The organism is Hydrogenophaga sp. (assembly GCF_041913525.1).
Taxonomy (GTDB): Bacteria; Pseudomonadota; Gammaproteobacteria; order Burkholderiales; family Burkholderiaceae_C; genus Hydrogenophaga.
Window position 1 is genome coordinate 125,630 of the sequence record NZ_JAYSFD010000002.1, and the last position, 25,459, is coordinate 151,088.

24 protein-coding genes are annotated in these 25,459 nt (G+C 69.0%); 11 read left to right on the forward strand and 13 right to left on the reverse strand.

What is annotated here, in order from left to right; genetic code table 11:
- The first annotated feature begins 20 nt into the window (after positions 1-20).
- From ACE3RQ_RS03440 to ACE3RQ_RS03485, 10 genes are all read left to right on the forward strand, one after another.
- Entirely contained in the window at positions 21-701 is a 681-nt protein-coding gene (locus ACE3RQ_RS03440; RefSeq protein ID WP_374519947.1) for a flagellar basal body L-ring protein FlgH, read from the forward strand.
- Between the two features lie 35 nt (positions 702-736).
- Positions 737-1,852, forward strand: a complete 1,116-nt coding sequence (locus ACE3RQ_RS03445) for a flagellar basal body P-ring protein FlgI (protein WP_374520516.1) — start codon at positions 737-739, stop codon at positions 1,850-1,852.
- A 2-nt stretch (positions 1,853-1,854) separates the two neighbouring features.
- Entirely contained in the window at positions 1,855-2,697 is an 843-nt protein-coding gene (gene flgJ, locus ACE3RQ_RS03450; RefSeq protein ID WP_374519949.1) for a flagellar assembly peptidoglycan hydrolase FlgJ, read from the forward strand.
- A 13-nt stretch (positions 2,698-2,710) separates the two neighbouring features.
- On the forward strand, positions 2,711-4,588 hold the full coding sequence (gene flgK, locus ACE3RQ_RS03455; protein ID WP_374519951.1) for a flagellar hook-associated protein FlgK: 1,878 nt from the start codon (positions 2,711-2,713) through the stop codon (positions 4,586-4,588).
- 20 nt (positions 4,589-4,608) lie between these two features.
- Positions 4,609-5,823, forward strand: a complete 1,215-nt coding sequence (gene flgL, locus ACE3RQ_RS03460) for a flagellar hook-associated protein FlgL (RefSeq protein ID WP_374519953.1) — start codon at positions 4,609-4,611, stop codon at positions 5,821-5,823.
- Between the two features lie 12 nt (positions 5,824-5,835).
- On the forward strand, positions 5,836-7,068 hold the full coding sequence (locus tag ACE3RQ_RS03465) for an HDOD domain-containing protein (protein ID WP_374519955.1): 1,233 nt from the start codon (positions 5,836-5,838) through the stop codon (positions 7,066-7,068).
- 34 nt (positions 7,069-7,102) lie between these two features.
- Positions 7,103-7,807: a 7-cyano-7-deazaguanine synthase QueC gene (queC, locus tag ACE3RQ_RS03470; protein WP_374519957.1), complete on the forward strand. Its 705-nt coding sequence runs from the start codon at positions 7,103-7,105 to the stop codon at positions 7,805-7,807.
- A gap of 202 nt (positions 7,808-8,009) precedes the next feature.
- Entirely contained in the window at positions 8,010-8,450 is a 441-nt protein-coding gene (locus ACE3RQ_RS03475; RefSeq protein WP_374519958.1) for a hypothetical protein, read from the forward strand.
- A 21-nt stretch (positions 8,451-8,471) separates the two neighbouring features.
- Positions 8,472-11,018 (forward strand): hypothetical protein, encoded by a 2,547-nt coding sequence (locus ACE3RQ_RS03480; RefSeq protein WP_374519960.1) that lies wholly within the window; start codon positions 8,472-8,474, stop codon positions 11,016-11,018.
- Positions 11,019-11,053: 35 nt separating this feature from the next.
- The gene (locus tag ACE3RQ_RS03485) at positions 11,054-11,467 is read left to right on the forward strand and encodes a hypothetical protein (RefSeq protein WP_374519962.1); all 414 of its coding nucleotides are present in this window, start codon (positions 11,054-11,056) and stop codon (positions 11,465-11,467) included.
- Here the strand turns inward: ACE3RQ_RS03485 and ACE3RQ_RS03490 are convergent.
- The 13 genes from ACE3RQ_RS03490 to gspG form a co-directional block, all read right to left on the reverse strand.
- Complete coding sequence (locus ACE3RQ_RS03490; protein ID WP_374519964.1) at positions 11,440-13,221, reverse strand: ABC transporter ATP-binding protein/permease; 1,782 nt, start codon at positions 13,219-13,221, stop codon at positions 11,440-11,442. The genes ACE3RQ_RS03485 and ACE3RQ_RS03490 overlap by 28 nt on opposite strands.
- A 21-nt stretch (positions 13,222-13,242) precedes the next feature.
- Positions 13,243-14,139, reverse strand: a complete 897-nt coding sequence (locus ACE3RQ_RS03495) for a 5'-nucleotidase (protein WP_374519966.1) — start codon at positions 14,137-14,139, stop codon at positions 13,243-13,245.
- Between the two features lie 155 nt (positions 14,140-14,294).
- Entirely contained in the window at positions 14,295-15,524 is a 1,230-nt protein-coding gene (gene gspF, locus ACE3RQ_RS03500) for a type II secretion system inner membrane protein GspF (RefSeq protein ID WP_374519968.1), read from the reverse strand.
- A 17-nt stretch (positions 15,525-15,541) separates the two neighbouring features.
- The gene (gene gspE, locus ACE3RQ_RS03505; protein WP_374519970.1) at positions 15,542-16,990 is read right to left on the reverse strand and encodes a type II secretion system ATPase GspE; all 1,449 of its coding nucleotides are present in this window, start codon (positions 16,988-16,990) and stop codon (positions 15,542-15,544) included.
- A 10-nt stretch (positions 16,991-17,000) separates the two neighbouring features.
- The gene (gspD, locus tag ACE3RQ_RS03510; RefSeq protein WP_374519972.1) at positions 17,001-19,160 is read right to left on the reverse strand and encodes a type II secretion system secretin GspD; all 2,160 of its coding nucleotides are present in this window, start codon (positions 19,158-19,160) and stop codon (positions 17,001-17,003) included.
- A gap of 37 nt (positions 19,161-19,197) precedes the next feature.
- A complete protein-coding gene (gene gspN / locus ACE3RQ_RS03515; protein WP_374519974.1) occupies positions 19,198-19,992 on the reverse strand; it encodes a type II secretion system protein N in 795 nt (264 codons plus the stop codon).
- Positions 19,993-19,996: 4 nt separating this feature from the next.
- The gene (gspM, locus tag ACE3RQ_RS03520; RefSeq protein WP_374519976.1) at positions 19,997-20,521 is read right to left on the reverse strand and encodes a type II secretion system protein GspM; all 525 of its coding nucleotides are present in this window, start codon (positions 20,519-20,521) and stop codon (positions 19,997-19,999) included.
- Entirely contained in the window at positions 20,518-21,798 is a 1,281-nt protein-coding gene (gene gspL / locus ACE3RQ_RS03525; protein ID WP_374519978.1) for a type II secretion system protein GspL, read from the reverse strand. Before gspL ends, gspM begins: the two co-directional genes overlap by 4 nt.
- A gap of 93 nt (positions 21,799-21,891) precedes the next feature.
- Positions 21,892-22,857 carry a type II secretion system minor pseudopilin GspK gene (gene gspK / locus ACE3RQ_RS03530; protein WP_374519980.1) on the reverse strand — a complete coding sequence of 322 codons (966 nt, stop codon included), beginning with the start codon at positions 22,855-22,857 and terminating at the stop codon, positions 21,892-21,894.
- Positions 22,854-23,552 carry a type II secretion system protein J gene (locus tag ACE3RQ_RS03535; protein WP_374519982.1) on the reverse strand — a complete coding sequence of 233 codons (699 nt, stop codon included), beginning with the start codon at positions 23,550-23,552 and terminating at the stop codon, positions 22,854-22,856. The genes gspK and ACE3RQ_RS03535 overlap by 4 nt, the downstream gene beginning before the upstream one ends.
- Before the next feature lies 1 nt (position 23,553).
- On the reverse strand, positions 23,554-23,937 hold the full coding sequence (gene gspI / locus ACE3RQ_RS03540) for a type II secretion system minor pseudopilin GspI (protein ID WP_374519984.1): 384 nt from the start codon (positions 23,935-23,937) through the stop codon (positions 23,554-23,556).
- Positions 23,934-24,386 (reverse strand): prepilin-type N-terminal cleavage/methylation domain-containing protein, encoded by a 453-nt coding sequence (locus ACE3RQ_RS03545; RefSeq protein ID WP_374519986.1) that lies wholly within the window; start codon positions 24,384-24,386, stop codon positions 23,934-23,936. The genes gspI and ACE3RQ_RS03545 overlap by 4 nt, the downstream gene beginning before the upstream one ends.
- Positions 24,387-24,415: 29 nt before the next feature.
- Entirely contained in the window at positions 24,416-24,868 is a 453-nt protein-coding gene (gene gspG / locus ACE3RQ_RS03550) for a type II secretion system major pseudopilin GspG (protein WP_374519988.1), read from the reverse strand.
- A 71-nt stretch (positions 24,869-24,939) separates the two neighbouring features.
- Between gspG and ACE3RQ_RS03555 the strand changes: the two genes are divergently transcribed.
- The gene (locus ACE3RQ_RS03555; RefSeq protein ID WP_374519990.1) at positions 24,940-25,452 is read left to right on the forward strand and encodes a type II secretion system protein N; all 513 of its coding nucleotides are present in this window, start codon (positions 24,940-24,942) and stop codon (positions 25,450-25,452) included.
- The last annotated feature ends 7 nt before the right edge of the window (positions 25,453-25,459 follow it).

The following is a 25,459-nucleotide window of genomic DNA, read 5'->3' on the forward strand; positions in this document are numbered from 1 at the left end:
TCTCAAGCCGAAAGACCGCCATGTTCTCCCGTCTGCCGCTTCTGTGTTGCCTGTTGTCGCTGGGGGCCTTGCTGGCCGGTTGCGAAACCATGCAGCCCAAGGTCGAGGTCGCGCCGGCCCAGCCTGTTCGCTACGTGCAGGCCGAGGCCCCGGCGGCCGTGCCCACGGGCGGCCTGTTCCGCCCCGCCGCCTACCGCCCCGGCTTTGAAGACCCGCGCGCGCGCTTGCCGGGCGACCTGGTCACCATTCAGATCACCGAGCGCGTGACCGCCAGCCAGAGCACCTCGGCCAGCATTGACCGCAGCGCCGACGTGTCGGCCGGCATCGCGGCCTTCCCCCTGCTCAAGAGCGGCACGCTGGGCAAGCTGGACGTGGGCGCGCAGTCGAGCAACTCGTTCGCGGGCGACGGCAAGAACGCGGCCAACAACACCTTCTCCGGCACCATCACCGCCACCGTGCAAGAGGTCTTGCCCAACGGCCACCTGCTGGTGGTGGGCGAGAAGCAGACCGGCGTGAACGCCAACGTGGACGTGATGCGCTTCTCCGGCACCATCGATCCGCGCCAGATTCGCCCCGGCAACGTGGTGGCCTCTACCCAGGTGGCCAACGCGCGCATCGAGTCGGTCAGCCGCGGTGCACAGGGTGAAGCGATGTCAATTGGCTGGTTGGCACGGTTCTTTTTGAGCGTTCTGCCGTTCTGAAGCCTGCCCACAATGGCCTCATGGCTCAACCCAGGATGCATATCGTGAAAGCCCTGTCCGTTCTCCTCATCGCCCTGGCGGCCGGCCTGTGCCAGACCGCCGGCGCGCAATCCATTCGCGTGAAAGAGATCGCGTCGGTGCAGGGTGTGCGCAGCAACCAGCTCACTGGCTACGGCCTGGTGGTGGGCCTGGACGGCACGGGCGATCAGACCACCCAGATGCCCTACACCACGCAGAGCATGGCCAACTACCTGCAGCAGTTCGGCCTGACCCTGCCCGCGGGCGTGAACCCGCAAATGAAGAACGTGGCGGCGGTGCTGGTCACCGCCCAGTTGCCCGCCTTCGCGCAGCCCGGCCAGGCCATTGACGTGACCGTCTCGTCCATGGGCAACGCCAAGTCGCTGCGCGGCGGCACGCTCATTGCCACGCCGCTGCGTGGGGCCGACGGCGAGATTTACGCGCTGGCCCAAGGCAACCTGCTGGTGGGTGGCGCGGGCGCTGCCGCCGGTGGCAGCAAGGTGCAGATCAACCACCTGAGCGCAGGCCGCATTCCCGCAGGGGCGCAGGTGGAGCGCACGGTGGCCACGCCCTTTGCGCTGGGCGACACCATTGACCTGGGTCTGCAAAGCAACGATTTCCAGACCGCCAGCCGCGTGACGGACGCCATCAACCGCACCCTGGGCGCGGGCACCGCCAGCGCCGTGGATGGCCGTGTGGTGCGCCTGCGCGCCCCGGCCGACCCGAACGCCCGCGTGGCCTTCCTGGCCCGCGTGGAAGACGTGCGCCTGGAGGCCGCCGTGCCCAGCGCCAAGGTGGTCATCAACTCGCGCACCGGCTCGGTGGTGATGAACCAGGCCGTCACCATTGGCGCCTGCGCCGTGGCGCACGGCAACCTGTCGGTGAGCATCAGTTCCACGCCGGTCATCAGCCAGCCCAATGCGCTTTCGCGTGGCGAGACGGTGGTGGCCGAGAAGGCCAGCATCCAGATCAGCCAGGACAAGGGCGCGCTCGTTCAGCTCAACACCGCGCCCAAACTGGCCGACGTGGTGAAGGCGCTCAACGCGCTGGGCGCCACCCCGCAAGACCTGCTGGCCATTCTCCAGGCCATCAAGGCATCGGGTGCGCTCAATGCCGAGCTTGAGGTGATCTGACGATGAACACCAACCCGCTCATGCCCAGCGGCCTGGCCGCTGACCCCAGCGCCCTGAGCGCGCTGCGGCAGCAGGCGGCCACCGGCAACGAACGCGCCGCCCTGAAAGAGGCGGCGAAGCAGTTTGAGTCCCTCTTCATGCGCGAGCTGCTCAAGAGCATGCGCGAGGCCACGCAGAAGTCGGGCCTGACCGACAGCGAGGGCGAGGCCATGGGCACCGACCTGCTGGACCAGCAGTTTGCGGTGCAGCTCTCGGGCCTGCCGGGCGGCTTGTCCGAGGCCATCGAGCGCCAGCTGGCGCGGCAGATGGGCGGCGCGAACGCCGCCAATGCCTCGGCCGTGCCCACCACCCTGGACAAGGTCAGCGGCGGCTCGCGTCAGGCGGGCTTCGTGGCCAAGCACACGGCCGCCGCCAACGCGGTGGCGGTGGAGTCGGGCATTCCCGCCAGCTACATGATTGGCCAGGCCGGCCACGAGACCGGCTGGGGCAAGAGCGAGATTCGCCACGCCGACGGTTCGCCCTCGTTCAACCTGTTTGGCATCAAGGCCACCGGTGGCTGGAAGGGCAAGGTGGCCGAGGTCACCACCACCGAATACATCAACGGCGAAGCGCGCAAGGTCAAGGCCAAGTTCCGCGCCTACGACAGCTACGAAGACGCCTTCCGCGACTACGCCCGCCTCATCGGCAACAGCCCGCGCTACGAGAAAGTCATGGCGCGCCTGGACTCGGTGCAGGGCTTTGCCACCGGCCTGCAAAAGGCCGGCTACGCCACCGACCCTCAGTACGCCGCCAAGCTCAGCCGCGCCATCAACACCACCCTGAGCCTGCAGCGGGCCCAGGTCTGACCACGCTTTCACCATGTCATCTGCCCTGACCATCGGCGCCCGAGCCCTGACGACCAACCTGGCCGCCTTGCAGGTCATTGGTCACAACATCGCCAACGTCAACACCGAGGGCTATTCGCGCCAGTCGGTGCAACTGTCCACCTCGGGCTACCAGCAGTTTGGCAACGGCTTCTACGGCAAGGGCGTGGAGATCGCCACGGTGGAGCGCAGCTACAACGCCTACCTCACGCGCGAAGCCCGATCCACCTCGTCCGTGGCGGCGGCCGACTCGGCCCGGCTCGACCGCCTGACCCAGCTGGAGTCGCTCTTTCCCACTGGCGACAGCGGCCTGGGCACCGCCATCAACGACATGCTCAATGCCTGGGGCGACGTGTCGTCATCCCCGGGCAACCTCACCGCGCGCGTGGTGGTGCTCTCCGAGGCCGAAGACTTTGCCGCCCGCTTGCGCAACACGGCGGGGCAGCTGGACCTGATGGCGCTGAACTCGCAGCAGCAGGCCGAAGGCATCGTGGGCGACGTCAACAAACTGGCCCAGGACCTGGCCACGGTGAATAAGCAATTGCAGGAAGCCGGTGGCACCAAGCACACCCCCAATGACCTGCTGGACACGCGCGACAAGATCCTGGCCCAGTTGAGCCAGCAGGTGCAGATCAGCACGGTGGAGGCCGACAACGGCATGGTCAACGTGTTCGTGGCCGGCAGCCAGCCGCTGGTGCTGGGCCTGCAGGCCAACCGGCTGGAGGTCACGCGAGACCCGGCCGACACCTCGCGCATCGCCCTGTCGTTCGTGCAGGGAGGTCAATCCACCCGGGTGGAGACCGGCTTGCTGGGCGGCGGCGAGTTGTCGGGTCTGATGACCTTCATCAACGAAGACCTCACCGATGTGCGCAACCAGCTTGGCCGTCTGGCCGTTGGCATTGCCACCACCCTCAACGAGCAGCACAAGCTGGGCGTTGACCTCAAGGGCAACCCGGGGCAAGACTTCTTCGTGCCGCCCGCTTCTGCGCGGGGCATTGCCGCCGCCTCCAACACGGGCACCGCCAGCATCACCGCCACGGTCAGCGACCCCACGGCGCTGGTGGCCTCTGACTACGACGTGCGCTTCGATGGCAGCAACTACGCCATCGTGCGCCTGAGCGACGGCAACACCCAGACCTTCTCCAGCCTCACGCCCGCGCCGGTGGTGGATGGCCTGACCTTCACCCTGGCCAGCGGTAGCCTGGCCACCAACGACAGCTACCGCCTCAAGCCTTTCGAGGCCGCCGCGCGCGACTTGCAGGTGGCGCTGGGCTCGCCCGAGCGGCTGGCCGCGGCCAGCCCGGTGCAAGTCACCCCGGGCACCGGCAACGCCGGCGGTCTGAGCGTGGAGAGCCTCTACGCCATCTCTTTGCCCGCCACCGGGGCGACGGTCGCCTTTCAGGCCGATGGCACCTACACCATCAACGGCGCGCTGCCGGGCACGCCCTTCAAGCCCGGCGTGCCGATCGAGGCCAACGGCTGGAGTCTCACCTTGCGTGGCACGCCCACGGCGGGCGACACCTTCACCGTGGGCGCGTCCAGCACCACCGGCATCGGCCAGAACGCGGGCAACGCCAAGGCCATTCTGGATTTGCGTGAGCGCCCCACCTTTGAGGGCGTGGCCCTGGCCGACGGCTACGTGGGCCTGTTCTCCAACGTGGGCACCCGCGTGCAGAGCGCGAAGTTCGCGTCCGATTTTTCCGCCAGCGTGGCCCAGACGGCCGAGACCGCCCGCTCCAATGAAGCCGGCGTGAACCTGGACGAGGAAGCCGCGCGCCTGCTGCAGTTTCAGCAGGCCTACCAGGCCTCGGCCAAGTTCCTGCAGATCGCCCAAAGCACCTTCGACAGCCTGCTGCAGACCGTGGGCCGCTGATCGAGACCGGAGACATCGCCATGCGCATCGCCACCGCCAACGCCTTTGACAACACCATCGCCCAACTCACCCGCCGCCAGGCCGACCTGGCCAAGCAGCAAGAGCGGCTGTCCAGCGGCAAGCAGGTGCTCAAGCCCAGCGATGACCCGGTGGCGGCCACGCTGGCCGAGACCGCCAAGAACAAGCTGGCCCGCAACGAGGCCGACCTGCGCGCCCTGAAGGCCTCCCGCACCAGCCTGGAACAGGTGGAAAGCGGCCTGGGCGAGTCCAGCGACCTCATCCAGCAGGTGCGCGAGCTGTTCGTGACCGCGGGCAACGGCGCCTTCACCGACAGCGAGCGCGAAGACGTGGCCCGCCAACTGGAGAGCCTGCGCGAGCGCCTCGTCGCCGTGGCCAACCGCACCGACACCAATGGCCGCACCTTGTTCGGCGGCCTGGGCGGGTCAAGCACGCCCTTTGTGGACACCTACACCGCCTCGGGCGCCACCGTGGTGTTCCAGGGCCAGCGCGGGCAGGCCGCGGCGGGCAACACCTCGCTGCCCTCCACCCTGGATGGCGACGCCATCTGGATGCGCGTGCCGCAAGGCAACGGCACCTTTACCGTGAGCCTGGGGGCCGGCAACACCGGCTCTGTGCGAACCGACATGGGCGAGGTGAGCAACCTGTCTGCCGTCACGGGCGACGCGTACCAGATCGCCTTCGCTGACGTGGGTGGGCAGATGCAGTACAGCATCACCAACACCACCACCGGCCTGCCAGTGGCTGGCCAGACGGGCATGCCTTACCAGTCGGGCCAGATGATCGCCTTTGACGGCCTTTCGCTTACCCTCAAAGACGGCCCGGCGGCCGGCGACACGGTGGACATCAACCCGGTGTCGGCCTCCACCGATTTGTTCAAGGTGGTGCAGAACGCCATTGACGCCCTGCGCGTGACCGGCACCGGTGCCAATGCCCAGCGCACCCAGGCGCTCACCCAATCGCTCACCGAACTCGACTCGGCCCATGACCGCGTGTTGCTGGCCCGTGGCCGCGCCGGCGAGTGGCTCAACCGGGCCGATTCGCTCGACTCTTTGCTGGGCGACCGCTCGGCGGCCCTGAAGATCGAGAAGTCCAACCTGGAAGACCTGGACCTGATCCAGGGCATCTCGGATTTCCAGACCCAGCAAACCGCTCTGGACGCGGCCATCAAGGCCTACGCCCAGGTGCAGAAGCTCTCATTGTTCTCCGCCATCTGATAGGACGGGGTGATGACGCAGTCTGTGCTGGATAGCCTGACCCTGGCCTACGAGCCCATCTGGAGCCGCGAGCGGGCGCTGGCCGCTGTGCGCCTGCACATTGGCGCAGTGCGACCCGAGGCCGCCGATGCGACCCACCTGCTGCAGTTGCTGGGCGACAGCTGGCCCGAAAGCGCGCCACCCCTGGTGCTGGCCTTCAACAGCCCGCGCCTGCTGGCCCAGGCTCTGATGGGCCCAGCGGTGGCACACACCTGGGTCGAGGTGCCCAGTGGTGCCTTTGACCAAGAAGAAGGGCTGGCCCGTTTGTCGCTGGCGGCGGGTCGAGGCCATCATTTGATGCGGCGCCTGCCGCTGTCGGCTTGGTCTCAGGTGCGCGAGTTGTCCTTTCCGGTGCGCAACCTGCTGCAGATAAACGACGCAGACGCCCAGACCCTGGCAGCTGCGCCCGCGCCCGGTGCGCTCTATGCACCCTGGCCACGCGGCGGTCTGCTGGCCGGCGTGCCCACGCGCGAACTGGCCCACCGCGCACTTGACGAAACCGGCGCCTGGGGCCTGGTGGGTTGGCCAGAAGACGATGTGCTCACCCAGCACAAGCGCCGCCCCGTCACTTACGACCTGCGCGTCATTCACGAGGTGCTGCTCGCGCTGGACCACGAAGACTGCTCCATCGAACGCCTGGAGCGCATCGTGCGCCAGGACGCTGTGCTGGTGTACCGCATCCTGCTGTTGGTGAACTCGGCCGCCTATGGCCTTCGCCGCGAGATTGGCTCGCTGCGGCACGCGCTCATGATGCTGGGCTTTCGCGAACTGAGCCGCTGGCTCACCGACCAGGTGCCCGAGGGCGACCCCGACGAAGACCTGCACCCACTGCGCCAGGCCATGGTGATGCGCGCCCGCATGGCGCAGCACCTGCTGGCCACCGGCTCGGACGACGCCTTGCGCGCCGAGGTGTACGCCACGGCGCTGCTGTCTCAGTTGGACCGGCTGCTGCACCAGCCTCTGCCTGAGCTGCTGCACAAGCTGCCCTTGCCCGGGCGAGTGTTCGACGCCACCCTGCGCCGCGATGGGCCTTACTTTCCCCTGGTGGACATGGCCCGTGCCCTGGCCACCCCAGCCCAGATGCACCAGTTGCCCGCCCTGAGCGTGCGACACGACATCCCGCTGGAGCAGGCCAACCGCGCGCTGCTGCGCATGCTGACCACCAGCCGCGACCACGCCGGCGTGCGCTCCGAGCGCTTCACCTGAGGGTGAGGACGGGTCAGGCGATACCATCGCGCCCATGACCACCCACACCCGCGCTCTTGTCCTTTTCTCTGGTGGCCAGGACTCCACCACCTGCCTGGCCGATGCGCTCACGCGCTTCGAGCACGTCGAGACCCTCGGCTTCGACTACGGCCAGCGCCACCGCGTTGAACTGAATGTGCGCACCACCGTGCTGAGCGAGATCCGGCGCGAATTTCCCCGCTGGGCCCCGCGCCTGGGCGACGACCACCTGCTTGACGTGGGCGTGCTGGGCGAGGTAAGCGAAACCTCGCTCACCCGCGACACTGCCATCCGCATGGAGGCCAGCGGCCTGCCCAACACCTTCGTGCCCGGGCGCAACCTGCTGTTCCTCACGCTCGCGGCGGCTCTGGCCTACCGCCGTGGCCTGAGCGTGTTGGTCACTGGCGTGTGCGAGACCGACTACTCGGGCTACCCCGACTGCCGCGACGACACCATGAAGGCCATGCAGGTGGCGCTTTCGCTGGGCATGGACACGCGCCTGCGCATCGACACGCCGCTGATGTGGATCGACAAGGCCGCCACCTGGCAGATGGCCCATGCCCTGGGCGGCCAAGCCCTGGTGGACCTGATCGTGGAGCACAGCCACACCTGCTACCTGGGTGACCGCACCCACCGCCACGCCTGGGGTTATGGGTGTGGCGAATGCCCCGCCTGCCAACTTCGCGCGCAGGGCTGGGCCGCGCACCAGGCCCAGCGCTAATCCCTGCGGGTGCCCCTTGGCGGGGCGCTCGATATCGGCCCCCGCTGCACTCGCTTCGCGCCGTCGCCGTCGCCGGTGCGGGCCTGGCCTGGGGTGCGCAAGCCCAGGGTGGCGCCGCGCGCAGCGTCCACCCATTCAGCCCTCACTCATCCCCTGACAAGGTGCCGCACGGTGTGGCGCCCTCACGATGAGGAGCTGAGTCATGAACCCTCTGGTTCTGGATGACATCTGCGAGCAGGTGTCCGCCCGGTTTGGGCTGAACGAAGTGGACGCCCTGGGCGTTGGGTTTCCGGCCGTGATCGGCGGTGTCGAGGTGGAGCTGATGTGCGCGGGCTGGGCGGACAACTACGTGCTGGCGCTGCTGGAAGTGGGCGCGCTGGCAGAAGGCAAGCGGGAGACCTGCTTCATGAAGGCCCTGCAGCTGCAGGGTCAAGATCAACTGGCGCTGTGGGCCCATTTTGTTCTGGACCCGGTTAACGACCGACTGATGTGGTGCGTCAACCTGCCACTGCGCGCCGCCAGCGATCCCCAGGCCTTGGCGACTGTGCTCACCCGCCTGGTGGAGCAGGTGCACGTGTGGCGAACCGAGGCGTTCGCCGACCTGCTCGTGGTGGACCGGTCTGGCACGGCCACGGCGCCTTGACACCCAGCTTCTGGAGGCACCATGGAAATCTTTCCTGACGACCAGCAACAAGACCGCAGCGAGGGCAGCGGCAAGGGCAAGGAACCGGAGACGTGGACAGACTTGGAGTTTGGACAGGGCTCGAGCGATTCCGGTAGCCACGAAGCCAGCACGCCTGACGACCCGACAAGCCCGGGCACCGACCGGACGATCCGCATCTGCAGCTCTGAGGGCAAGGGCCCGGGATTGGGGGGCGATCCCACTGGCAGCGCTATCGGCGATTCGCAAGACGAACCGGACGATCACCCTCCCCAACCTCTCAAGGAGCTGGTCCGCATCTATCTTGACCAAGCGAACGAGGCCCAGCTGCAATGGGCCAACCGGATTGCGGCTACCGACTTGAAAGCCGTCTGCGCGACCCCGCCCTACGATGTCGACCGTCACGCAGACGATCTTGCGGCCTTGGGGCGTGCCAGGCGATACCTGCACCATCTTGCCCTGAACGATGAGGACATCGACACCATCCTCGCCAATGCCAAGGCAAAAGCCCAGGTGACGCCGGTGCCGGGTGTCAGCAGTCCTGGCTTGCTCAATTCCCTGGGCGCCTCGACGGCCATGTACCTCGTGACCTTTTTCCTGGGCAAGTGGCTCACCGCCGCGACCGGCATTGGCCTGGTGTTCACAGGGCCCGCGGGGAGCGCGGCCTTGGCGGCCCTGGTCAACGCCCTGGTGGTCCCCTTGACCCAAGCCATCACAGGGGATCCCATGGGCGCGGCGTTGCGCAACTTCGGTCCCAACGTGCCGTCGGAAGATTCCCGCCAATACGCCGCCTTCATGACGGCCCATGCCTTGTACATGCGCGCCAACGTGGCTGGTGCCCATGCCGCCCTGGCGCCCAAGTTCGCCTTGGAGATGGACCGCGCCCTCAACGCCGTGGTCTGGCGCGAGCAGGGCAGGCCCGGCACCGTGACCGGCAAGCCGCTCTTCATTGCCTCGGGGGTCGATCCCATCATCGACCCGGCCAGACCCAAGGCTGAGGTGGAGGCTGCCTTAAAAGGCTCGCCTTACACCAAGGCTCAGCGCTACAAGGTGGTGGCGGCCATGCTGGCTCGCATTCTGGTGTCCGATGAGTTGCCGGTTCACACGTTCACCTTTCTGAACGGTGTCACGGGCTGCCTCAACACCATGTGGCCCGCACTCTTCGGCCTCAGCAGCACAGGTCAGGTCATCACCAGGGTGGTCGATGCCGCCGTCCACACCTGCGCAGGCTTGTTCGCCATGTACTTCATGTTCCTGCTGCAAGACTGGATTCGCCCCATGGTGCAAGGGGTGGGGCCCACCGATCCAACCAACGACGCCTATCTCGACGACAAGAGCACGCCCAAGCTGATTGAGCTGACGCTGGATGAATCTCGGTTGGCCGGAGCGTATCTCGTGCTGGACGCACTTCGGCGTTTGAGGACTCGGCTGAAAAACGCACTGAAGGCGCAAGACCTGCCAGATACAAAGACCCGGGTTGCCTTGAAGGATCTTCTCAAACAGTGTCGGGACCTGTGCAAGGAGTACAAGGCCTTGAGCAAGGAAGTGGGCACACGCAAAGCCCGGACGCAGGACGACATTCGGGCGCTGACCTCGGCCACAGGCGCGATCAGCCGTGCTGTGTTGGACGTCGGTCGGGTGGTGACAGGGCGCACGGGTCACACGGTCGGGGCAACCTGGACCGATGGCTCGCCTTCGGTGGTGCGCGGCGTGTCCAAGTACCTGGGCTACGCGAGTGCCCTCATGCCGGTGACGGCGATGTCCATCGCGACCAGCCGGGCGATAGGCGCTTCTCTCGAGGCAGCCAAGGTCTTGGCGGCCAATGCCGCCAACGCAGCGAATGTGGCTGGGGTGGCGGCCACGGCTGGCGGTGCCGCGCAGGCCCGTTACGCAGAGGCGCGCCGGTACTGGGTGCAGCCCGTCACGCCGGCGGACGTGACCCTGACGCCGTCTCAGATCGGCCACGCGCTGCAACCGCACGCCGCCGCCTCCGGCACCACCGCCCTGGTGGCCATTCTGGGTTGGAACACCCGCAACGTCTTGTTTGATCCGCTGTACCAGCACGTCATTCATGCCGGCATCGGGCTGGTGGAGCGGCTGGCGGGAAGTTGCTCGACGATGACCACCCCGCCTGTGCCCTCCAGCACGACCGTGACCATGCCGTCCGTGATCGCCTCTGGCGATCACCCGCCCGAAGACGAACCGTCGGGGGCCTCATCTGAGACGGACACGCGGGTGGAGTCTCTTGACGACCCGGAGGGCGCATCGGAGGAAGAAATGAGGGTTCGGTCTGAGGAGCGATCAGAGAGTGGGTCCGAGAGCGGCTCAGAGACGGCGTCGGACAGCGCATCGGCCGACGAGTTGGCGTCCGCCGGGGATTTCGTCCAAAGCCTCCAGCAGACAGCCCTAGAACTGACCGCCTTGACCCGTAGCGCGCAGGGCGATGCCGATACCACCGCCGACCTGGAGGTGGCGTTGACGGCGATCACGGCTCCAGTCTCGGAGACCAGCGACTCAGACTCGCCCACCAGGGTCAATGGTCAGGGTTGAGGCCTGGCCATCACACCCATTCAAAGGAATGCCTGATGAACGCAACGCAATTTGAAGCACTGTGCGGCCAAGCGGCTGCCCACCTGAGCCTCTCCGATCCTGGCGCCTTGTCGCGGGGCGAGCTGGTCCACACCAACGGCGTCTGGCTCAGTGCCCGGCCGGTCGATCGACCTTTCGACGGCGTGGCCTTCTTCCTGGACGTCGGGCCCCTACCCATCGCCCATCGCGAGGTCGTGCTGGAGGCCCTGCTCGTGCAACAGACCGCCTGGATGGGCGATCTCTGCGGCCACTTCCACCTCAGCGACGACGGCAGCCGCCTGCTGTTCGCGTCGGTGGTGCCTGCGGTGGATGAGGTCAGCGGTGACGGCCTGGCCACCACCATCCGGGGCTGGTGCGAGGTGGTGCAGGCCTGGCGGCAGGTTCAGCTGCCGCTGGAGGTCACCACGTAAGGGCCTTGTCCCGCCTGGCCAGGCACCAGCGCCCAGGTGCTGGCGTGCACCGCGGCCAAGGCGGGGCGGTGGGCAATGGACACCAGCGCGCCTTGGCGCGCTTTCACCAGGTCGAGCAGCCGCGAATAGATGGCCTGCTCGGCCTGCGGGTCGAGCGCGCTGGTGGCCTCGTCGGCGAACAGCCAGCGCGGTTGTTTGAGCAGTGCCCGCGCCACCGACAGGCGCTGTTGTTCGCCACCCGATAGCTTCTGGCCCCAGGCGTCGTGCTCGTCCAGCCGCGCGGCCAGATCGGGCAGCAGGGCGTTGCGCAAGGCGGCCTGCAGTTGCTCATCGGTGTAGCGCTCGGCGCTCTCGGGGTAGGCCAGCGCATCGCGCAGGCTGCCCACCGGGAAGTAGGGCCGTTGCGGCAAAAACATGGCCTGCTCAGCGAAGTCGTGCGGCAGGCGAATGCGACGCCGCGCCCACGGCCAGATGCCCGCCAAGGCACGGAACAGGGTGGACTTGCCGCTGCCCGACGGCCCTTGCACCAGCACCGTGTCGCCGGGCTTGAGCACCAGGCCCTGCGCGCTGAGCAGGGCCACGCCCCCGGGCAGGCTCAGGTGCAGGTCGTCCACCACCAGCGTGTCGTCGCTGGGCGTGGGCGCGTCGGCCGCCTGGGTGGGCTCGGGCAGGGCGGCGAAGCTGGCCTCGAATGAGGTGATGCGGTCGGTGGTGGCGCGCCAGGCCGCCAGGGTGCTGTAGTTGTCCACGAACCAGGCCAGCGAGTCTTGCACGCGCCCGAAGGCCGAGGCGATCTGCATCAGCTCGCCCAACTGAATGGCGCCGCTGAAGAAGCGCGGCGCCGCCACGATGAAGGGAAACACCACCGCCGCCTGCCCGAAGCCCACGGTGAACCAGGTCAGGCGCTTGTGCGCGCGCAGCAGTTGCAGGTAGTTGCGCAGCACCTCGGTGAAGCGCTCGCCCAGGTGGCGCCGCTCCACCGGCTCGCCCCGGTCCAGCGCGATGGATTCGCTGTACTCGCGCACCCGCACCAGGTGGTGGCGGAAGTCGGCCTCAAAGCGCTGCTGGCGAAAGTTCAGGCCAATCTGCGCGCGCCCCAGGTAGTGCGTGATCACGCTGCCGGCCAGGCAATACAGCACCGCCATCCACACCATGAAGCCGGGAATCACCACCTCTTGCCCCTGCAGCGAGAACGCGAAGCTGCCCGAGAGCGACCACAGAATGCCCACGAAGCTCACCAGCGTGACGGCCGCGTTCAGCAGGCCCATCGACAGGCCCACCGAGTAGCTGGTGAACAGGTTCATGTCCTCGGCGATGCGCTGGTCGGGGTTGTCGGGCGGCGCGTCGGTGCCGCGCGCGAAACGCGCCAGCTCCATTTGGTAGAAGCGCTGGTGGCGCAGCCAGCGGTCCAGGTAGTGGGTGGTCATCCACGCGCGCCAGCGCATCTCCAGCAGTTGCGTGAGGTAGAAGCGGTACACCGCGATCAGGATGTAGGCGAAGGCCAGGTAACAAAAGCGCCCCAGTTCGCGCCAGAACACGGCGGCGTCTTTGTTCTGCAGCGCGTCGTAGAACACGCGGTTCCAGTCGTTGAGCAGCACCAGCATGTACACCGCGCCCAGGTTCAGGGCCACGATGGCGGCCAGCAGCGCGCGGGCCTTCCATTTTTCGTCGCTGGTGAAGTAGGGCGTGGTGAGCGCGCCCACCTGGCGCGCAAAGCGCATGAACTGCTGCGGTTTTGAGGGCGAGTCGGTCATGGCGTTGGGGGCAAGAAGCGATCAGTGGTTGGCCACGCCGCTGGCCACGTGGCCGGCGGGCACGTGGCGCGCGGCCGATTCGATGTGGCCGGTCTGGTCGTCAAAGAAAAAGTCGGGCTCGAACTCGCGCAGGAACTCGCCCTTGGGCAGACCGCCCAGGAACATGGCCTCGTCCACGTCGATGTTCCAGTTCATCAGCGTGCGGATGGCGCGCTCGTGCGCGGGTGCGCTACGCGCCGTGACCAGCGCGGTGCGAATGCGCATGGCCGGCGTGCCCTCGCTTTGCAGGCGGTGCAGGGCTTCGAGCAGTGGCTTGAAGGGCCCGCCCGCCAGCGGCAGCGCGGCCTTGCTCACCTCATGCGCCTGAAACGCCGACAGCCCTTCCGATTGGTACACCCGCTCGGCCTCGTCGGAGAACAGCACCGCGTCGCCGTCGAAGGCAATGCGCACCTCGTGCGGATGGGCGTCGCTGGCCCGCACCGAGTGCGGGTACACCTGCGCCGCCGGCACCCCTTCGTCCAGGGCGGCGCGCACGTCGGCCAGGTGGGTGGACAGGAACAGGTTGGCGCGCAGCGGGCGCAAGTAACGCCAGGGCGACACGCCGCGCGTGAACACGCCGCGCAGGATGGGCAGGCCGTAGTGCTTGGCCGAGCGGAACACCCGCATGCCCGAGACCGGGTCGTTGCGCGACAAGATCACCACCTCCACCCGCTGCGCCCGCTCATCGTTGAAGGCCAGCAGCTTGTGCACCAGCGAAAACGCCACGCCCGGCTCGGCCGGCTGGTCCAGCCGCTCCAGTTGCAGCTTCATGTAAGCCCGGTCGTCCCCGGTCTCGAACACCCGGTTCTCTTCCTCAAAGTCAAACAAGGCACGCGAGGAAATCGCCACCACCAGTTGACCGTCCAATGTTGCGGGCATGTCAGAAGTCTCCGAGAAGGGTGTTCAGTTGTCGGTGCAGCACAGGCACATCCGGCGCGAAGTGACGTCACCCCGCACACACCGTGGAACCGGCTTCGCCGGGCCACTGGTGTGGTCCCCCCGCCGGGGGGAAGACGCGAAGCGGCGCAGGGGGGTCACCGAACCAGCTGGTTGAGCTGAATGATGGGCATCAGCACCGCCAGCACGATCAGCATCACCACCAGGCCCATGCCCACGATCAGCAGCGGCTCCAGCACCGTGGCCAGGTGCATGGCGCGGCGCTGCACCTCGGCCGAGAGCTGGTCGGCCGCGCGCTGCAGCATGGCGGGCAACTGACCAGTCTGCTCGCCCAGGCGGGCGAACATGCTCAGCAGCGGCGGAAAGCGTTTCTTGCTGGCCAGGGCAGAGGCCAGTGGCGCGCCTTCGCGCACCAGCACCAGGGCGTCCAGTGCGTCGGCCCTCATGGCGCGGTTGTTCAGGGTGTCGGCGGCGGTCTGCAGCGCACGCAGAATCGGCACGCCGGCCGAGGCCAGCATGGCCAGCGTGGCGGCAAAACGCGCGGCGTTGAAGCCCCGGGCCAGTCGCCCCACCAAGGGCAGGGTGAGCCAGGCCGCGTCCATGCGCAGGCGCAGGTCAGGCTGGCGCCGGGCCAGGGCCACGCCGCCGCCCAGGGCCAGCAAGGCCAGCAGCATGGCCCAGCCCCAGTCGCGCACCACGGCGCTCACGGCCAGCATCACCACCGTCAACCAGGGCAGCGCGCGCTCCTTGCCCTGGAACACGCTGGCCACCTGCGGCACCACGTAGGACACCAGAAAAATCACGATGGCCACCGCCATCAGCGACACGATGGCCGGGTACAGCGAGGCACCGATCAGCTTGTTCTTCAGGGCTTCGCGGGCCTCCAGGTCATCGGCCAGGCGGTTGAGCACCGTGCCCAGTTGGCCACTTTGTTCGCCCGCGGCGATCACGGCGGTGTAGGCGGTGTCGAACTCGCGCGGGAACTGCGCCAGCGCGCGGGCAAAGGCCGTGCCGCCACTCACCTCGGCCCGCAGCGAGGCGCACAGGTGGCGCTGGCGATCGGCCTCGGCCTCTTCGGTCAGGGCCGAGAGTGCGCGCTCCAGCGGCATGCCGGCCAGCACCAGGCCGGCGAGCTGGCGCGTCCACACCATCAACCCGGTGGCGTTGAACGTCTTGGAGGCCCACAACTCGCGGCGCAGGCCCTGACCGCTGGCACCGGCGGCGCTGGCGGCGGCCGGCTCTACCTGCAGGGGCACCAGGCCGCGCGCGCGCAACTGGGTGCGCGCGGCGCGGGCGGTGTCGGCGTCGATCAGGCCTTTTTGCGTGGCGCCCTGGGCGTCCAGGGCTTCAAAGGTGTAGGCGGGCATGGGGGCTCGGTTGGGCGTCAGTCGCGGGTGACCGACATCACCTCTTCGACCGTGGTCACGCCGCTGTCGATCAGGCGCTGTCCATCGGCGCGCATGGTCGTCATGCCGCCGCGTTCGGCCGCCACGAACAGTTGGCTCTCGGGGGCGCGCGAGTGCACCAGCGCGCGCACGCTCTCGTCGGCCACCAGCAGTTCGTAAATGCCGGTGCGGCCCCGGTAGCCGGTTTGGTTGCAGGCCTCGCAGCCCACGGCGTGCCAGCGCCCGCGCTCGTCTTGCCTCCGGCACTCGGTGCACAGCTTGCGCACCAGGCGCTGGGCCAGCACGCCCAAGAGCGACGAGCTCAGCAGAAAGGGCTCCACGCCCATGTCGGTGAGGCGGGTGACGGCGCTCACCGAATCGTTGGTGTGCAGCGTGGCCAGCACCAAGTGGCCAGTGAGCGAGGCCTGGATGGCGATCTGCGCGGTCTCGAAATCGCGGATCTCGCCAATCATGATCACGTCGGGGTCTTGGCGCAGGATGGCGCGCAGGGCCTTGGCGAACGTCAGGTCAATCTTGGCGTTGATCTGCGTCTGGCCCACGCCCGCCAGTTCGTACTCGATGGGGTCTTCCACCGTCATGATGTTCTGCGTGCCGGCGTCCAGCCGCTGCAGGGCCGCGTATAGCGTGGTGGTTTTGCCCGAGCCGGTGGGGCCGGTGACCAGGATGATGCCGTGCGGCTGCGCAATGAGCTTCTGGAAGCGCGCCAGCACCTGGCCCTGCATGCCCACGGCCTCCAGTTCGAGCTTGCTCTCGCTCTTGTCGAGCAGGCGCAGCACGGCCCGCTCGCCATGCGCGCTGGGCAGGGTGGAGACGCGCACGTCCACCGCCCGCGTGCCGATGCGCAGGCTGATGCGGCCGTCTTGTGGCAGGCGTTTTTCCGAGATGTCCAGCTCGGCCATGATCTTCAGGCGCGAGATGAGGGCGGCGTGCAAGGCGCGGTGCGGTTGCACCACCTCGCGCAACGTGCCGTCCACCCGGAAGCGCACGCTGGAGTGCCGTTCGTAGGGCTCGATGTGAATGTCGCTGGCGCCGTCGCGCGCGGCCTGCGTGAGCAGGGCGTTGAGCATGCGGATGATGGGCGCGTCGTCGGCGGTTTCCAGCAGGTCCTCGATGGCCGGCAGCTCTTGCATCATGCGGCTGAGGTCGGCGTCGCTCTGCACCTCGCTCACCACGGCCGCCGCGCTCGATTCGCCCTGGGAATAGGCCGCGCTGATGCGCTGGCTCAGCTCGTCAGCGCCCAGCCACACGGTGGTGTCCACCGGGTGCAAGCGCAGGATTTCCGAGAGGGCAGACAGGCGCTGCGCCTGAGCGGCGTCGTCGGCCGCCGGCGTGCGGCAGCCCAGCAGCGTGGCGGGGGCGCCGTCGTGCGCCTGCTCCAGCAACCACAGGTTTTCGCGCGCAAAGGCGTAGGGCAGGGGGTACTTCACGGGCGCGGCCTCATTGCGGCGCGGGTGTTGTCGTGGCCGGGGCCGCCGGAGCGCCTGAACCCGCCGGTGCCGACAGCGAACCCGGCGGCGCCAGTTGGGGCAGCACACCCGATTCGTTGATCGGCAGCGCGCGGCTGGGCGTGGGCTGGGCCTGTTGCTGCGTGGCGCGCATCAGGTCGTAGCGGTCCAGCGCCAGGGTGGCGGTCTCGCGCGAGTCGCGCAGCACCACGGGACGCAGAAACACCATCAGGTTGGTCTTCTTGCGGCTGCGCGTCTCGCTGCGGAACAGGCCGCCCAGCAAAGGCACGTCGCCCAGGCCGGGCACCTTGTCCTGGTTGCCCGCGTATTCGTCTTGCAGCAGCCCGCCCAGCACCACGATCGAGCCGTCGTCCACCAGCACGGTCGATTCGATGCTGCGCTTGTTGGTGATGATGCCGGTGGCCGAGTTCACCGAGCTGGGCTGCACCGCGCTGACCTCTTGGTAGATGGTCATCTTGATGGTGCCGTTCTCGCTGATCTGCGGCTTCACGCGCAGCGTCAGGCCCACGTCCTTGCGCTCAAAGGTCTGGAAGGGGTTCACCGAGCCGTTGTTGCTGCCGGTGTTGGTGAACTGGCCAGTGACGAAGGGCACGTTCTGGCCGATCACGATCTTGGCTTCTTCGTTGTCCAGCGTGAGCAGGTTGGGGGTGGAGAGGATGTTGCCCTCGCCGTTCTGCTGCAGGAAGCGCGCCAGGAAGCCCAGCACGTACACGCCGTTGGTGCGCCGCGCCAGGCCGATGTTCAGGCCAGGGTTGGGCGTGGTGTTGCCCTGCGCCAGGTCAATGATGTTGTTGCCGCCGGTGCCGAAGTTGGTGCCCAGCAGGCCGATGACGCGGTCACCCGAGTTGCCCGAAGCGCCCTGCCACTGAATGCCGAACTCGGCCGCCTTGTCGGCGTTGACCTCGGCGATCAGGCTCTCCACGTACACCTGGGCGCGGCGCGAGTCGAGCTGGTCGATCACGGCGCGCAACTGCCGGTACTGCGGCTCGGGCGCGGTGATGATGAGCGAGTTGGTGGCCGGGTCGGCCTGAATCTGCCCACCCGTGGACGGCGCCGCGCTGGGGCTGACCGGCGTGGTGGCCGGGCTGCTGCCGGCGGCGCCGGTGGCGGTGGCCGCCGTCAAAGTGCGCGTGGGCGCGGCGCCTGTGCCACCCGCGCCACCACCGCCACCTTCGCCGGCCAGGGCCGCGCGCAGCGTGGTCGCCAGCGACACCGCATCGGCGTTCTTCAGGTACACCACGTGGATGTTGCCGCTGGTGGCCGCGGCCGAGGGTTGGTCGAGCCGGGCCACGAGCGAGCGCACCAGCGCCAGGCGCGCCGGGTTGGCCGCGCGCAGCACCAGGCTGTTGCTGCGCGGCTCGGCCACGATGGTGGTCTTGTACGAGGCATCCCCTTGCTGCGCGGTGCCGCCGCTGGCCGCCGTGGGTTCGATCAGGCGGTTGATCAGGGGCACCAGATCGGCCGCGATCGCGTACTGCAGCGGGATGACCTCTACGTCGGTGGCGCCTGCCACGTCCAGCGAGGCGATGATGCGCCCGATGCGCTGCAGGTTGTCGGCGTAGTCGGTGATGACCAGCGAGTTGTTGCCGGGGTTGACGTTGATGGTGTTGTTGGGCCCGATCAAGGGGCGCAGCACCGGCACCAGGTTGTTGGCCGACTCGTGGTTGAGCCGGAAGATCTGCGTGACGATCTGGTTGCCCGAGGCCAGTGAGGTGACCGGGCCGGCGTTCACCGGGTTGCCCTGCAGCTTGGCGTCGGCCTCGGGCACGATTTTGTAGAGCCCGCCCGTGTCCACCAGCGTGAAGCCTTGCAGGCGCAGCGCGGCACCGAACTGGTTGAGCGCCACCGAGGGCAGCACCGGCCGGTCGGTGGCCAGGGTGATCTGGCCCTTCACGCGCGGGTCCACCACCACGTTGCGGCCGGTGAGGGTGGCCATGGTGCGGGCCACGGCCTCGATGTCGGCGCCCACGAAGTTCAGCGTCACCGGCTCGTTGGGGCTGGCCTTGGTCTGGGCCAGGGTGAGCGATGGCAGGCCAAGGCTCAGCGCGCAGGCCAGCGCACAGGCGCTCCATGATGAGCCCCATGACGAGCCCCAGGTGGCGCGGCTGGCGGATTGGATGGGCGGTTGCATGGAGGAATCCTAAATCTTGAGGGGTGTGCCGTGGGCATTAACCGATGGCAAACACCGAGCGTGGGCCCTGGCGGCGGCCCATGATGTTGAGCAGGTTGGTCAAGGCCGCCTCGGCGCCGGGCGCGGCCTCGCCGAAACCGTTGAAGCGCAGGCGCCCGCCCACCCATTCGCCTTGCCCCTGCAGGCGCAGATCGCCGCGCAGGGTTTCCAGGGTGAGGGTGGCGGAATTGCCGTCAGCGGTGGAACGCAGGGTGCTGCGATAGCTGCCCAGGGGGCGCACGCGGGCCAGGCGCGAACCCAGGTCCACCGCGTCGATCACCAGCGCGCCGCTCAGGTTCAGGCGGCCCCGGTCGGTGCGCAGTGCCAGGCCCTGGGTCTCCACGCGCAGCAGGCCGTCGATGCCCAGGGTGTTCCAGGGCGTGCCCAGTCCGGCCAGCCAATCGGCCGGCCAGGCTGAGCGGTTGGCGCCCAGGTGCCACTCGACGCCGCCCCAGTGCGGGCGCAGGCGAATGGCAAGCGGGTCGGGCGTGCAGCACGGCGCGCGCAGGTTCAGGGCCAGGGCCGGCCAGGCGCCCGCGAGGCCCAGGCCCAGTCGCCATTGCAGGCCCTGGGGCAGCGCGCTGCGGTCACGGCTGCCCTCGCCACCGGTGAACATCAGGTCGGCCGAGCCTGACCACACCGTGCCCCGGGCATTGACCAACTGAACCTGGCCGGTGGTGGCGCGCGTGACAGCGTCGGCCAGCCAGCGCGCGGGGGCGAATGCCAGCAGGGCGATGGCCAGGCCCAGGCAGGCGCCGATCCAGGCCAGTCGTTTCGGTGCGCGCGGGTTCATGGCCTTACTCGCCCGCCAGGCCCGGGCCGCTGAGCACCACGCTGCCACTCCAGCCCGAGCCTTCGCGCGTGAGCTGCGTTTCCACCGGGCTCACGCGGGCGTTGAGCCTTGCCTGCGCCAGCCACTGGGCCAGCGCGGTGGGGTCGGCGTTGCGCAGCGTGAGCGTGGCCCGGTCGCCCAGCACCGAGAGTTGTCCCTGGGTGCCCAGGCTGGCGGTGGCCCGTTCCAAGGCACCCAGCGCCTCGTTGCGCGCCGGCACGCGGGCATTGCCTTGCTCGCGCAAGGTGGCGGCGGTGGCGGCCATGCGTTGCACGTCGGCCAGTTGCTGGCTGAGCTGGGCTTGGCGTTCCGGCGCCCGCCGCAGCGTTTGCAAGGCGGGCGACACGCCCAGCCACCACACCAGGCCCAGGCCCACCACCCAGGCAGCAATTTGCACCAGCCGCCGTTCACGGGCGTTCAGGCGCGCCATGGCCTGTGTGAGGCGGTCGCGCAGCGGGCTCAGGGCCTTGAGCAGTTGGGGTTGGCTCATGGCTGAGCGGCCTCCAGCGTGAGTTGTTCGCCGTCGACGCGGGCGCGCCAGCCGCTGCTGCTCAGGCCTTGTGCGATGGCCTGAACCCGCTCGGGGGGCGCCTGCCAGCCGCTGAGCTGCAAGGCGCCCGCGCGAAACTGCAGGCGGGTGGCGCCAATGGGGGCATCGCCCGCCGCCTGGTCCAGCGCGGCCAGCAAGACTTCCAGGTCGGCCCGCGACGGTTGCCCACTGGCCTGTTGCAGGCGAACGAGTTCGCGGCGCATCTGCACCGGCGCGTCCAGCACCACCGGCACCCCGGGGAAGGTCTGGCGCAGGGTTTGCTCGATGGCTTGGCGCTGCTGATCCAGCAGGCGCCGCTCGTGCCAGGCGGCGGTGTTCAGACCAACGAGGTTGGCTGCCACCAGGGCTGCCAGGCCCCAGCGGGCGGGGCGCCAGGCAGGGGCCTTGCGGAACTGCTGCCACTGCCGACGAAGGCGCTGGCGGCGCCGCGCGGCCACCGAAAGACTCAGGTCGAATTGCGCCAGGTTCCAGTCGCCCTGGGCGCAGCGCACCAGCCACGCGGGGAACGACACCAGTTGGAAACGGCGCGCCAGCACCCGCTCGGCCAGACCGGCCACCGCCGGATCGGCCAGCCAAATGCCGTTGTCGGGCAAGCCGTCGGGGCTGCCCAGCCCGGCGATGGCCGCCTGGGCGTCGCTGCCCTCGCGCAGAGGCAGGCGGCTGACGCCGTGCACGCTGGTGCTGTCCAGCCAGGCTTGCTCGCCCTCGGCGTGCGCCCAGTGCAAGGGCTCGGGCACGTCTTCATCAAACAGGCGCGAGCGGCTGCTGCCCAGGTCGCTGCCCTGTGGCCGCTTGAGCGGCCACAGGCTGGGCACGATGCGACTCACGGGGCGGCCGGACGTGTCCAGCACGCGCAGCCAGGCACGCAGGGGTTCGCTGTCGGTGGCCGCCACCCAAAGGGTCTGGCCTGGTTTGCCGCCGGGCTCCAGCGCCAGGTGCAGCTCGGCCACGTCGCTCAGCACCCGGTCTTCCAGCAAGCCTTCGAGCACCGCGCGCAGCTTGGCGGGCGCCACCTTGGGCACGCTCACCCGGTGCCAGGAGAGGGCACTGGCGGGCAACACGAGCACCACGTCTTCGTCGCGCGGCATCAACGACGCGGCACACACACCGTGGTCGCCCACCTGCTGGCCATCGGGCGAGTGCGCCCAGGCGAATTCGCTGGCCGGGCCGGGGGCGGCTGAGGCCAACGAGAGGTCAGACGGGGTGACGATGAGCACGTTGAGGCCGATTAAGGGGTGGACGGGCGATCCAAAGCATTCTAGAGACCGATGGTGACGCTGCGGTGTGGCGCCAAGGCGAGGGCGCCCGATTCAGGGACGGGCGAGGCGTTCTCGCCACGCCACGCGCACCGTGAGGTTGTCGCGCACCACCAGCGACCGCTCTTCAATCACCACGTCGTCCAGGCGCAGGCGGCCCCGCACCTCGAAGTAGCGGCTGCGCACATCGTGCTGCGTTTCCATCAGTCGCGGTGCGTTGTCGCCCAGCGCGCGGCTCACGTCGCCCAGGTTCTTGAATGGGCTGCGTTCGCGCGTGCTCATCAGTTGGCGGGCGCGGGCGGCATCCACACCAGGCAAGACGGCCTGCAGCACCTCCAGCCCGGCGGTGTTGAGGTTGACCGGGGTGCGCTCGGGCAGCAGGGTGCTGTGTGGGGCCAGCACCTGCAGGCTGCGTGCCGAGATGCCCAGCCACGACAGCTCGCCGAAACGGCGGGGAATGAGTGGTGTGGCCGTCGGTTGCGCCTCAGCCAGCCCGCGCGAGACGGTGTCGCGCCAGGTGTTGACGGCCTGGGTCAGCTCGGCGGCCGGCAGGCCCAGCAGCTCGTAGAGCCGGCGCGCCGCCAGCAGGTCGGGTTCTGACACGCTTACCTGTGCCGAGTTGCCCGAGCCTTCCACCCGCACCAGGTTGAAGAGGTTCAGGCGCGATTGCTGGTCCAGCATCTCGCCGGACAGAAAGGCCTGCAGCACGTTGTCGGCGTTGTTGTCCCGGTCGGCCGCCAGAAAGCTCGACAGGCGCGCCTCGGCCAAGGGCAGGGCCCAGGGCTCGCCCAGGTGATCGGCGTTGCCGCTGGTCTGGTTGCCACGTGCGTCTTCGCGCAGGATCAGGCGCGCCCAGTCCAGTGCGCCGTTCAGAATCCAGGCGGCCTGCGCGCGCTGGCGCTCGGCCCGCTCGGTTTCCACGGCCTGCCATTGCTGCCACGTCGCGGCGGCGGCAATGGTGGCCACCAGCGCCACCGTCAGCATGGCCAGCAGCAGGGCGGCCCCGCGCTGGCGCTTCATTGGCCCGCCTCCAGGGTGGGGCGCACCCAATCGCGCGTGATCTGCCCTGTGATGGGGCCACCCTCGGGCAAGCCCAGCGTGAGGCGTACCCCGTTGGGCAAGCGAGCATTGCCGCCCAGCTCGTCGCCCGGGCGCAGGGCACCCACGGACGACTGTGGGTTGACCCAGGTCTCGCCCCGGTGGAACAAGAGCTGCCAGTCGCTGACCGGCAGCAGCGCCACCGCGCTGTCGCCGGCCGCATTGGCCGGGGCGGGGTCGGCCACGCCCCGGGCCCAGTCGGCGGCGCGCTGCCAGGCGCGGGCGAGTTCGTCGCGCTGCCGAATCGGGCCCGATTGCCAGCGCATCCACTGGCTGCCGTCGGGCCCGTTGCGGCGGGCCCAGGCCACCACGCGCAGGCCAGGGTTGTCCACCAGGCTGGCGGCCATGTCGCGCCGGGTCAGGCGCAGTGCCTGGCCGTTGAAATCGATGGCGTTCACCTCGCGCGTGTCGGTGATCGCGTCCAGGTCAAGCGTCCACTGCAGCAGGCCGGCCTGCAGGCGCTGCAAGGCCTCGCTGCGCGACTGCGTCACCGTCTGGGTTCGTCCCATGCCGTCGATGGCGCGCCAGCTCAGCACCGCCAGCAAAGCCATGATGGCCACCGCCGTGAGCAACTCGATCAGGGTGAAACCCCGGTTGTGGGACCAGCGCGCGGCCATGTCAGTAACGCCCCAGCACGGTGGACAACTGCAGCAGGCGCGCCTCGGTCCCGTCGGCGGTGCCGAACACCGCGGCGTCAACCCGGCGGAAGTTGGGGTTGGGCGTGGGGGCCACCGTCAACCGCACCCGCCACGACTGTCCGCCTTGTTCGCAGGTGGCGTCGGTGTCGCCGATGCCGGGCAACTGCCGTTGCAGCCGCAGGCGGGTGAGTTCGTTCTCGGCGCAGAGTTGGGCCATGAACTGATCGGTCTGGCGCTCGGCGCTGCGCACCAGCGCGCCGGTGGCGCGCAAGCCGGTGGCCAGGGTGATGGCCACCACCGCCAGCGCCACCAGTACCTCGACCAGGGTAAAGCCCCGCGAAGGGGTCGGGTGAGGGGGGCTCATGGAGTGCCGTCCGGCATCACCTTGAAAGGCCCGACGCCGTCGGTGCCCATGGTCAGGCGCCGATCGCCCAGGGCCAGCATCAGGCGCTGCTGTGGCACCACCGGCTCAGGCCCGAGCACCAGCACGGGGGCCCCAGCGGGCTGCACCACGGTGGCGCTGGTCTGCTCAGACAGCCATGGCTGCGGCGCGGCCGATGCGCCATTGGTGCCTGGGCGTCGCAGGCCCAGGAATTCAAACCCCCCCGGCACGGCGCGCCATGCCACCGGCAGGCCGGTGACGCGAGACTGGGCCCGCGCCGACTCGATCAGCGCCGCCAGCCGCAGCGCCTCGCGATCCAGCCGCTCGGCGTCGCTGTCGCGCCACGCCAGGGTGACCCCCGCCGTGGCCAGGGCCGCGATGGCCACCACCACCATCAACTCCAGCAAGGTGAAGCCCAGGGCGTGGCGCATGGCGTGGCGGCGCAGGGAGCGCAGCGGGTTTATTGCCAGCTGCCGACGTCGGCGTTTTGGCCCTCGCCGCCGGGCTGACCGTCGGCGCCCAGCGAGAGAACATCCACTTCGCCGTGCACGCCCGGGTTCAGGTATTGGTAAGGCCGGCCCCAGGGGTCAGCGGGCAGCTTGTCAAGGTAGCGGCGCCAGGCTGGCGGCTGTGGGCCTGCGCCGGGCTTGTTCACCAGCGCGGCCAGGCCTTGCTCGGCCGTGGGGTAGCGCTGGTTGTCCAGGCGGTACAGCTTGAGGGCCTGCATGAGGTTGTTCACATCGGTCTTGGCGGCGGTGACGCGGGCGTCGTCGGCGCGGTCAAGCACGTTGGGCACGATGAGCGCGGCCAGCACGCCGATGATCACCAGCACCACCATCAGCTCAATCAGGGTGAAGCCGCGCAGCAACTGGCGGCGGGTGACCGCGAGGGCGGTCTTCAGTGGGCGTGTCACGCGAAGGTCTCCCGGCAAAAGCCCGGCCATCGGGGCGACGCCGGGCGGGTGCGGTCGATGATAATGCCCGCATGAGTCGGTCTTCCACCTTCGGACATTCGGGTTTTCTCACCGATGGCCCCCTCAGCAACGCCCAGGTGCCGCGCCGCGCGCCGGCCTTGCTGGCGGGCGTGTTGTGGCTGGCCGCCGGGCTGAGCGCCGGCTATTGGGCCTTGCAGGCCATCGGCCAGGGACCGATCAGCCCCTTGGTGGCCACCGCGGCACCCGTTCAGGCGCCCGAGCCCTCGGCAGTGGCCCGAGCCTTGGGTGCCGTGCCAGCCGCGCCAGCCACCGTTGCTGGTGTGGCGCCGGCAGTTGACGCGGCCTCACGCTACCGCCTGATCGGGGTGGTGGCGTCGGGCACCGACCGCGGCGCGGCCCTGATTTCAGTGGACGGGCAGCCGCCCAAGCCCTACCGGGTGGGCGCCTTGCTGGAAGGCGGGCTGGTGCTCAAGTCGCTCGGCGCCAGGCAGGCGCGGCTGGCGCCGGCATCGGGAGCCGGCAATCCGATCGATTTGGCTTTGCCGCCGCCCAACCCCTCCTGACGCCGCA

Coding starts and splice junctions, on each gene's coding strand:
- queC (WP_374519957.1), top strand. CDS start 7,103: ATGACCACCCACACCCGCGCTCTTGTCCTTTTCTCTGGTGGCCAGGAC.
- gspF (WP_374519968.1), bottom strand. CDS start 15,524: ATGCCCGCCTACACCTTTGAAGCCCTGGACGCCCAGGGCGCCACGCAA.
- flgK (WP_374519951.1), top strand. CDS start 2,711: ATGTCATCTGCCCTGACCATCGGCGCCCGAGCCCTGACGACCAACCTG.
- ACE3RQ_RS03445 (WP_374520516.1), top strand. CDS start 737: ATGCATATCGTGAAAGCCCTGTCCGTTCTCCTCATCGCCCTGGCGGCC.
- gspN (WP_374519974.1), bottom strand. CDS start 19,992: ATGAACCCGCGCGCACCGAAACGACTGGCCTGGATCGGCGCCTGCCTG.
- ACE3RQ_RS03485 (WP_374519962.1), top strand. CDS start 11,054: ATGAACGCAACGCAATTTGAAGCACTGTGCGGCCAAGCGGCTGCCCAC.
- gspI (WP_374519984.1), bottom strand. CDS start 23,937: ATGAGCCCCCCTCACCCGACCCCTTCGCGGGGCTTTACCCTGGTCGAG.
- ACE3RQ_RS03490 (WP_374519964.1), bottom strand. CDS start 13,221: ATGACCGACTCGCCCTCAAAACCGCAGCAGTTCATGCGCTTTGCGCGC.
- ACE3RQ_RS03465 (WP_374519955.1), top strand. CDS start 5,836: ATGACGCAGTCTGTGCTGGATAGCCTGACCCTGGCCTACGAGCCCATC.
- ACE3RQ_RS03475 (WP_374519958.1), top strand. CDS start 8,010: ATGAACCCTCTGGTTCTGGATGACATCTGCGAGCAGGTGTCCGCCCGG.
- gspK (WP_374519980.1), bottom strand. CDS start 22,857: ATGAAGCGCCAGCGCGGGGCCGCCCTGCTGCTGGCCATGCTGACGGTG.
- ACE3RQ_RS03495 (WP_374519966.1), bottom strand. CDS start 14,139: ATGCCCGCAACATTGGACGGTCAACTGGTGGTGGCGATTTCCTCGCGT.
- ACE3RQ_RS03555 (WP_374519990.1), top strand. CDS start 24,940: ATGAGTCGGTCTTCCACCTTCGGACATTCGGGTTTTCTCACCGATGGC.
- flgJ (WP_374519949.1), top strand. CDS start 1,855: ATGAACACCAACCCGCTCATGCCCAGCGGCCTGGCCGCTGACCCCAGC.
- flgL (WP_374519953.1), top strand. CDS start 4,609: ATGCGCATCGCCACCGCCAACGCCTTTGACAACACCATCGCCCAACTC.
- ACE3RQ_RS03535 (WP_374519982.1), bottom strand. CDS start 23,552: ATGGCCGCGCGCTGGTCCCACAACCGGGGTTTCACCCTGATCGAGTTG.
- ACE3RQ_RS03480 (WP_374519960.1), top strand. CDS start 8,472: ATGGAAATCTTTCCTGACGACCAGCAACAAGACCGCAGCGAGGGCAGC.
- gspD (WP_374519972.1), bottom strand. CDS start 19,160: ATGCAACCGCCCATCCAATCCGCCAGCCGCGCCACCTGGGGCTCGTCA.
- ACE3RQ_RS03440 (WP_374519947.1), top strand. CDS start 21: ATGTTCTCCCGTCTGCCGCTTCTGTGTTGCCTGTTGTCGCTGGGGGCC.
- gspM (WP_374519976.1), bottom strand. CDS start 20,521: ATGAGCCAACCCCAACTGCTCAAGGCCCTGAGCCCGCTGCGCGACCGC.
- ACE3RQ_RS03545 (WP_374519986.1), bottom strand. CDS start 24,386: ATGCGCCACGCCCTGGGCTTCACCTTGCTGGAGTTGATGGTGGTGGTG.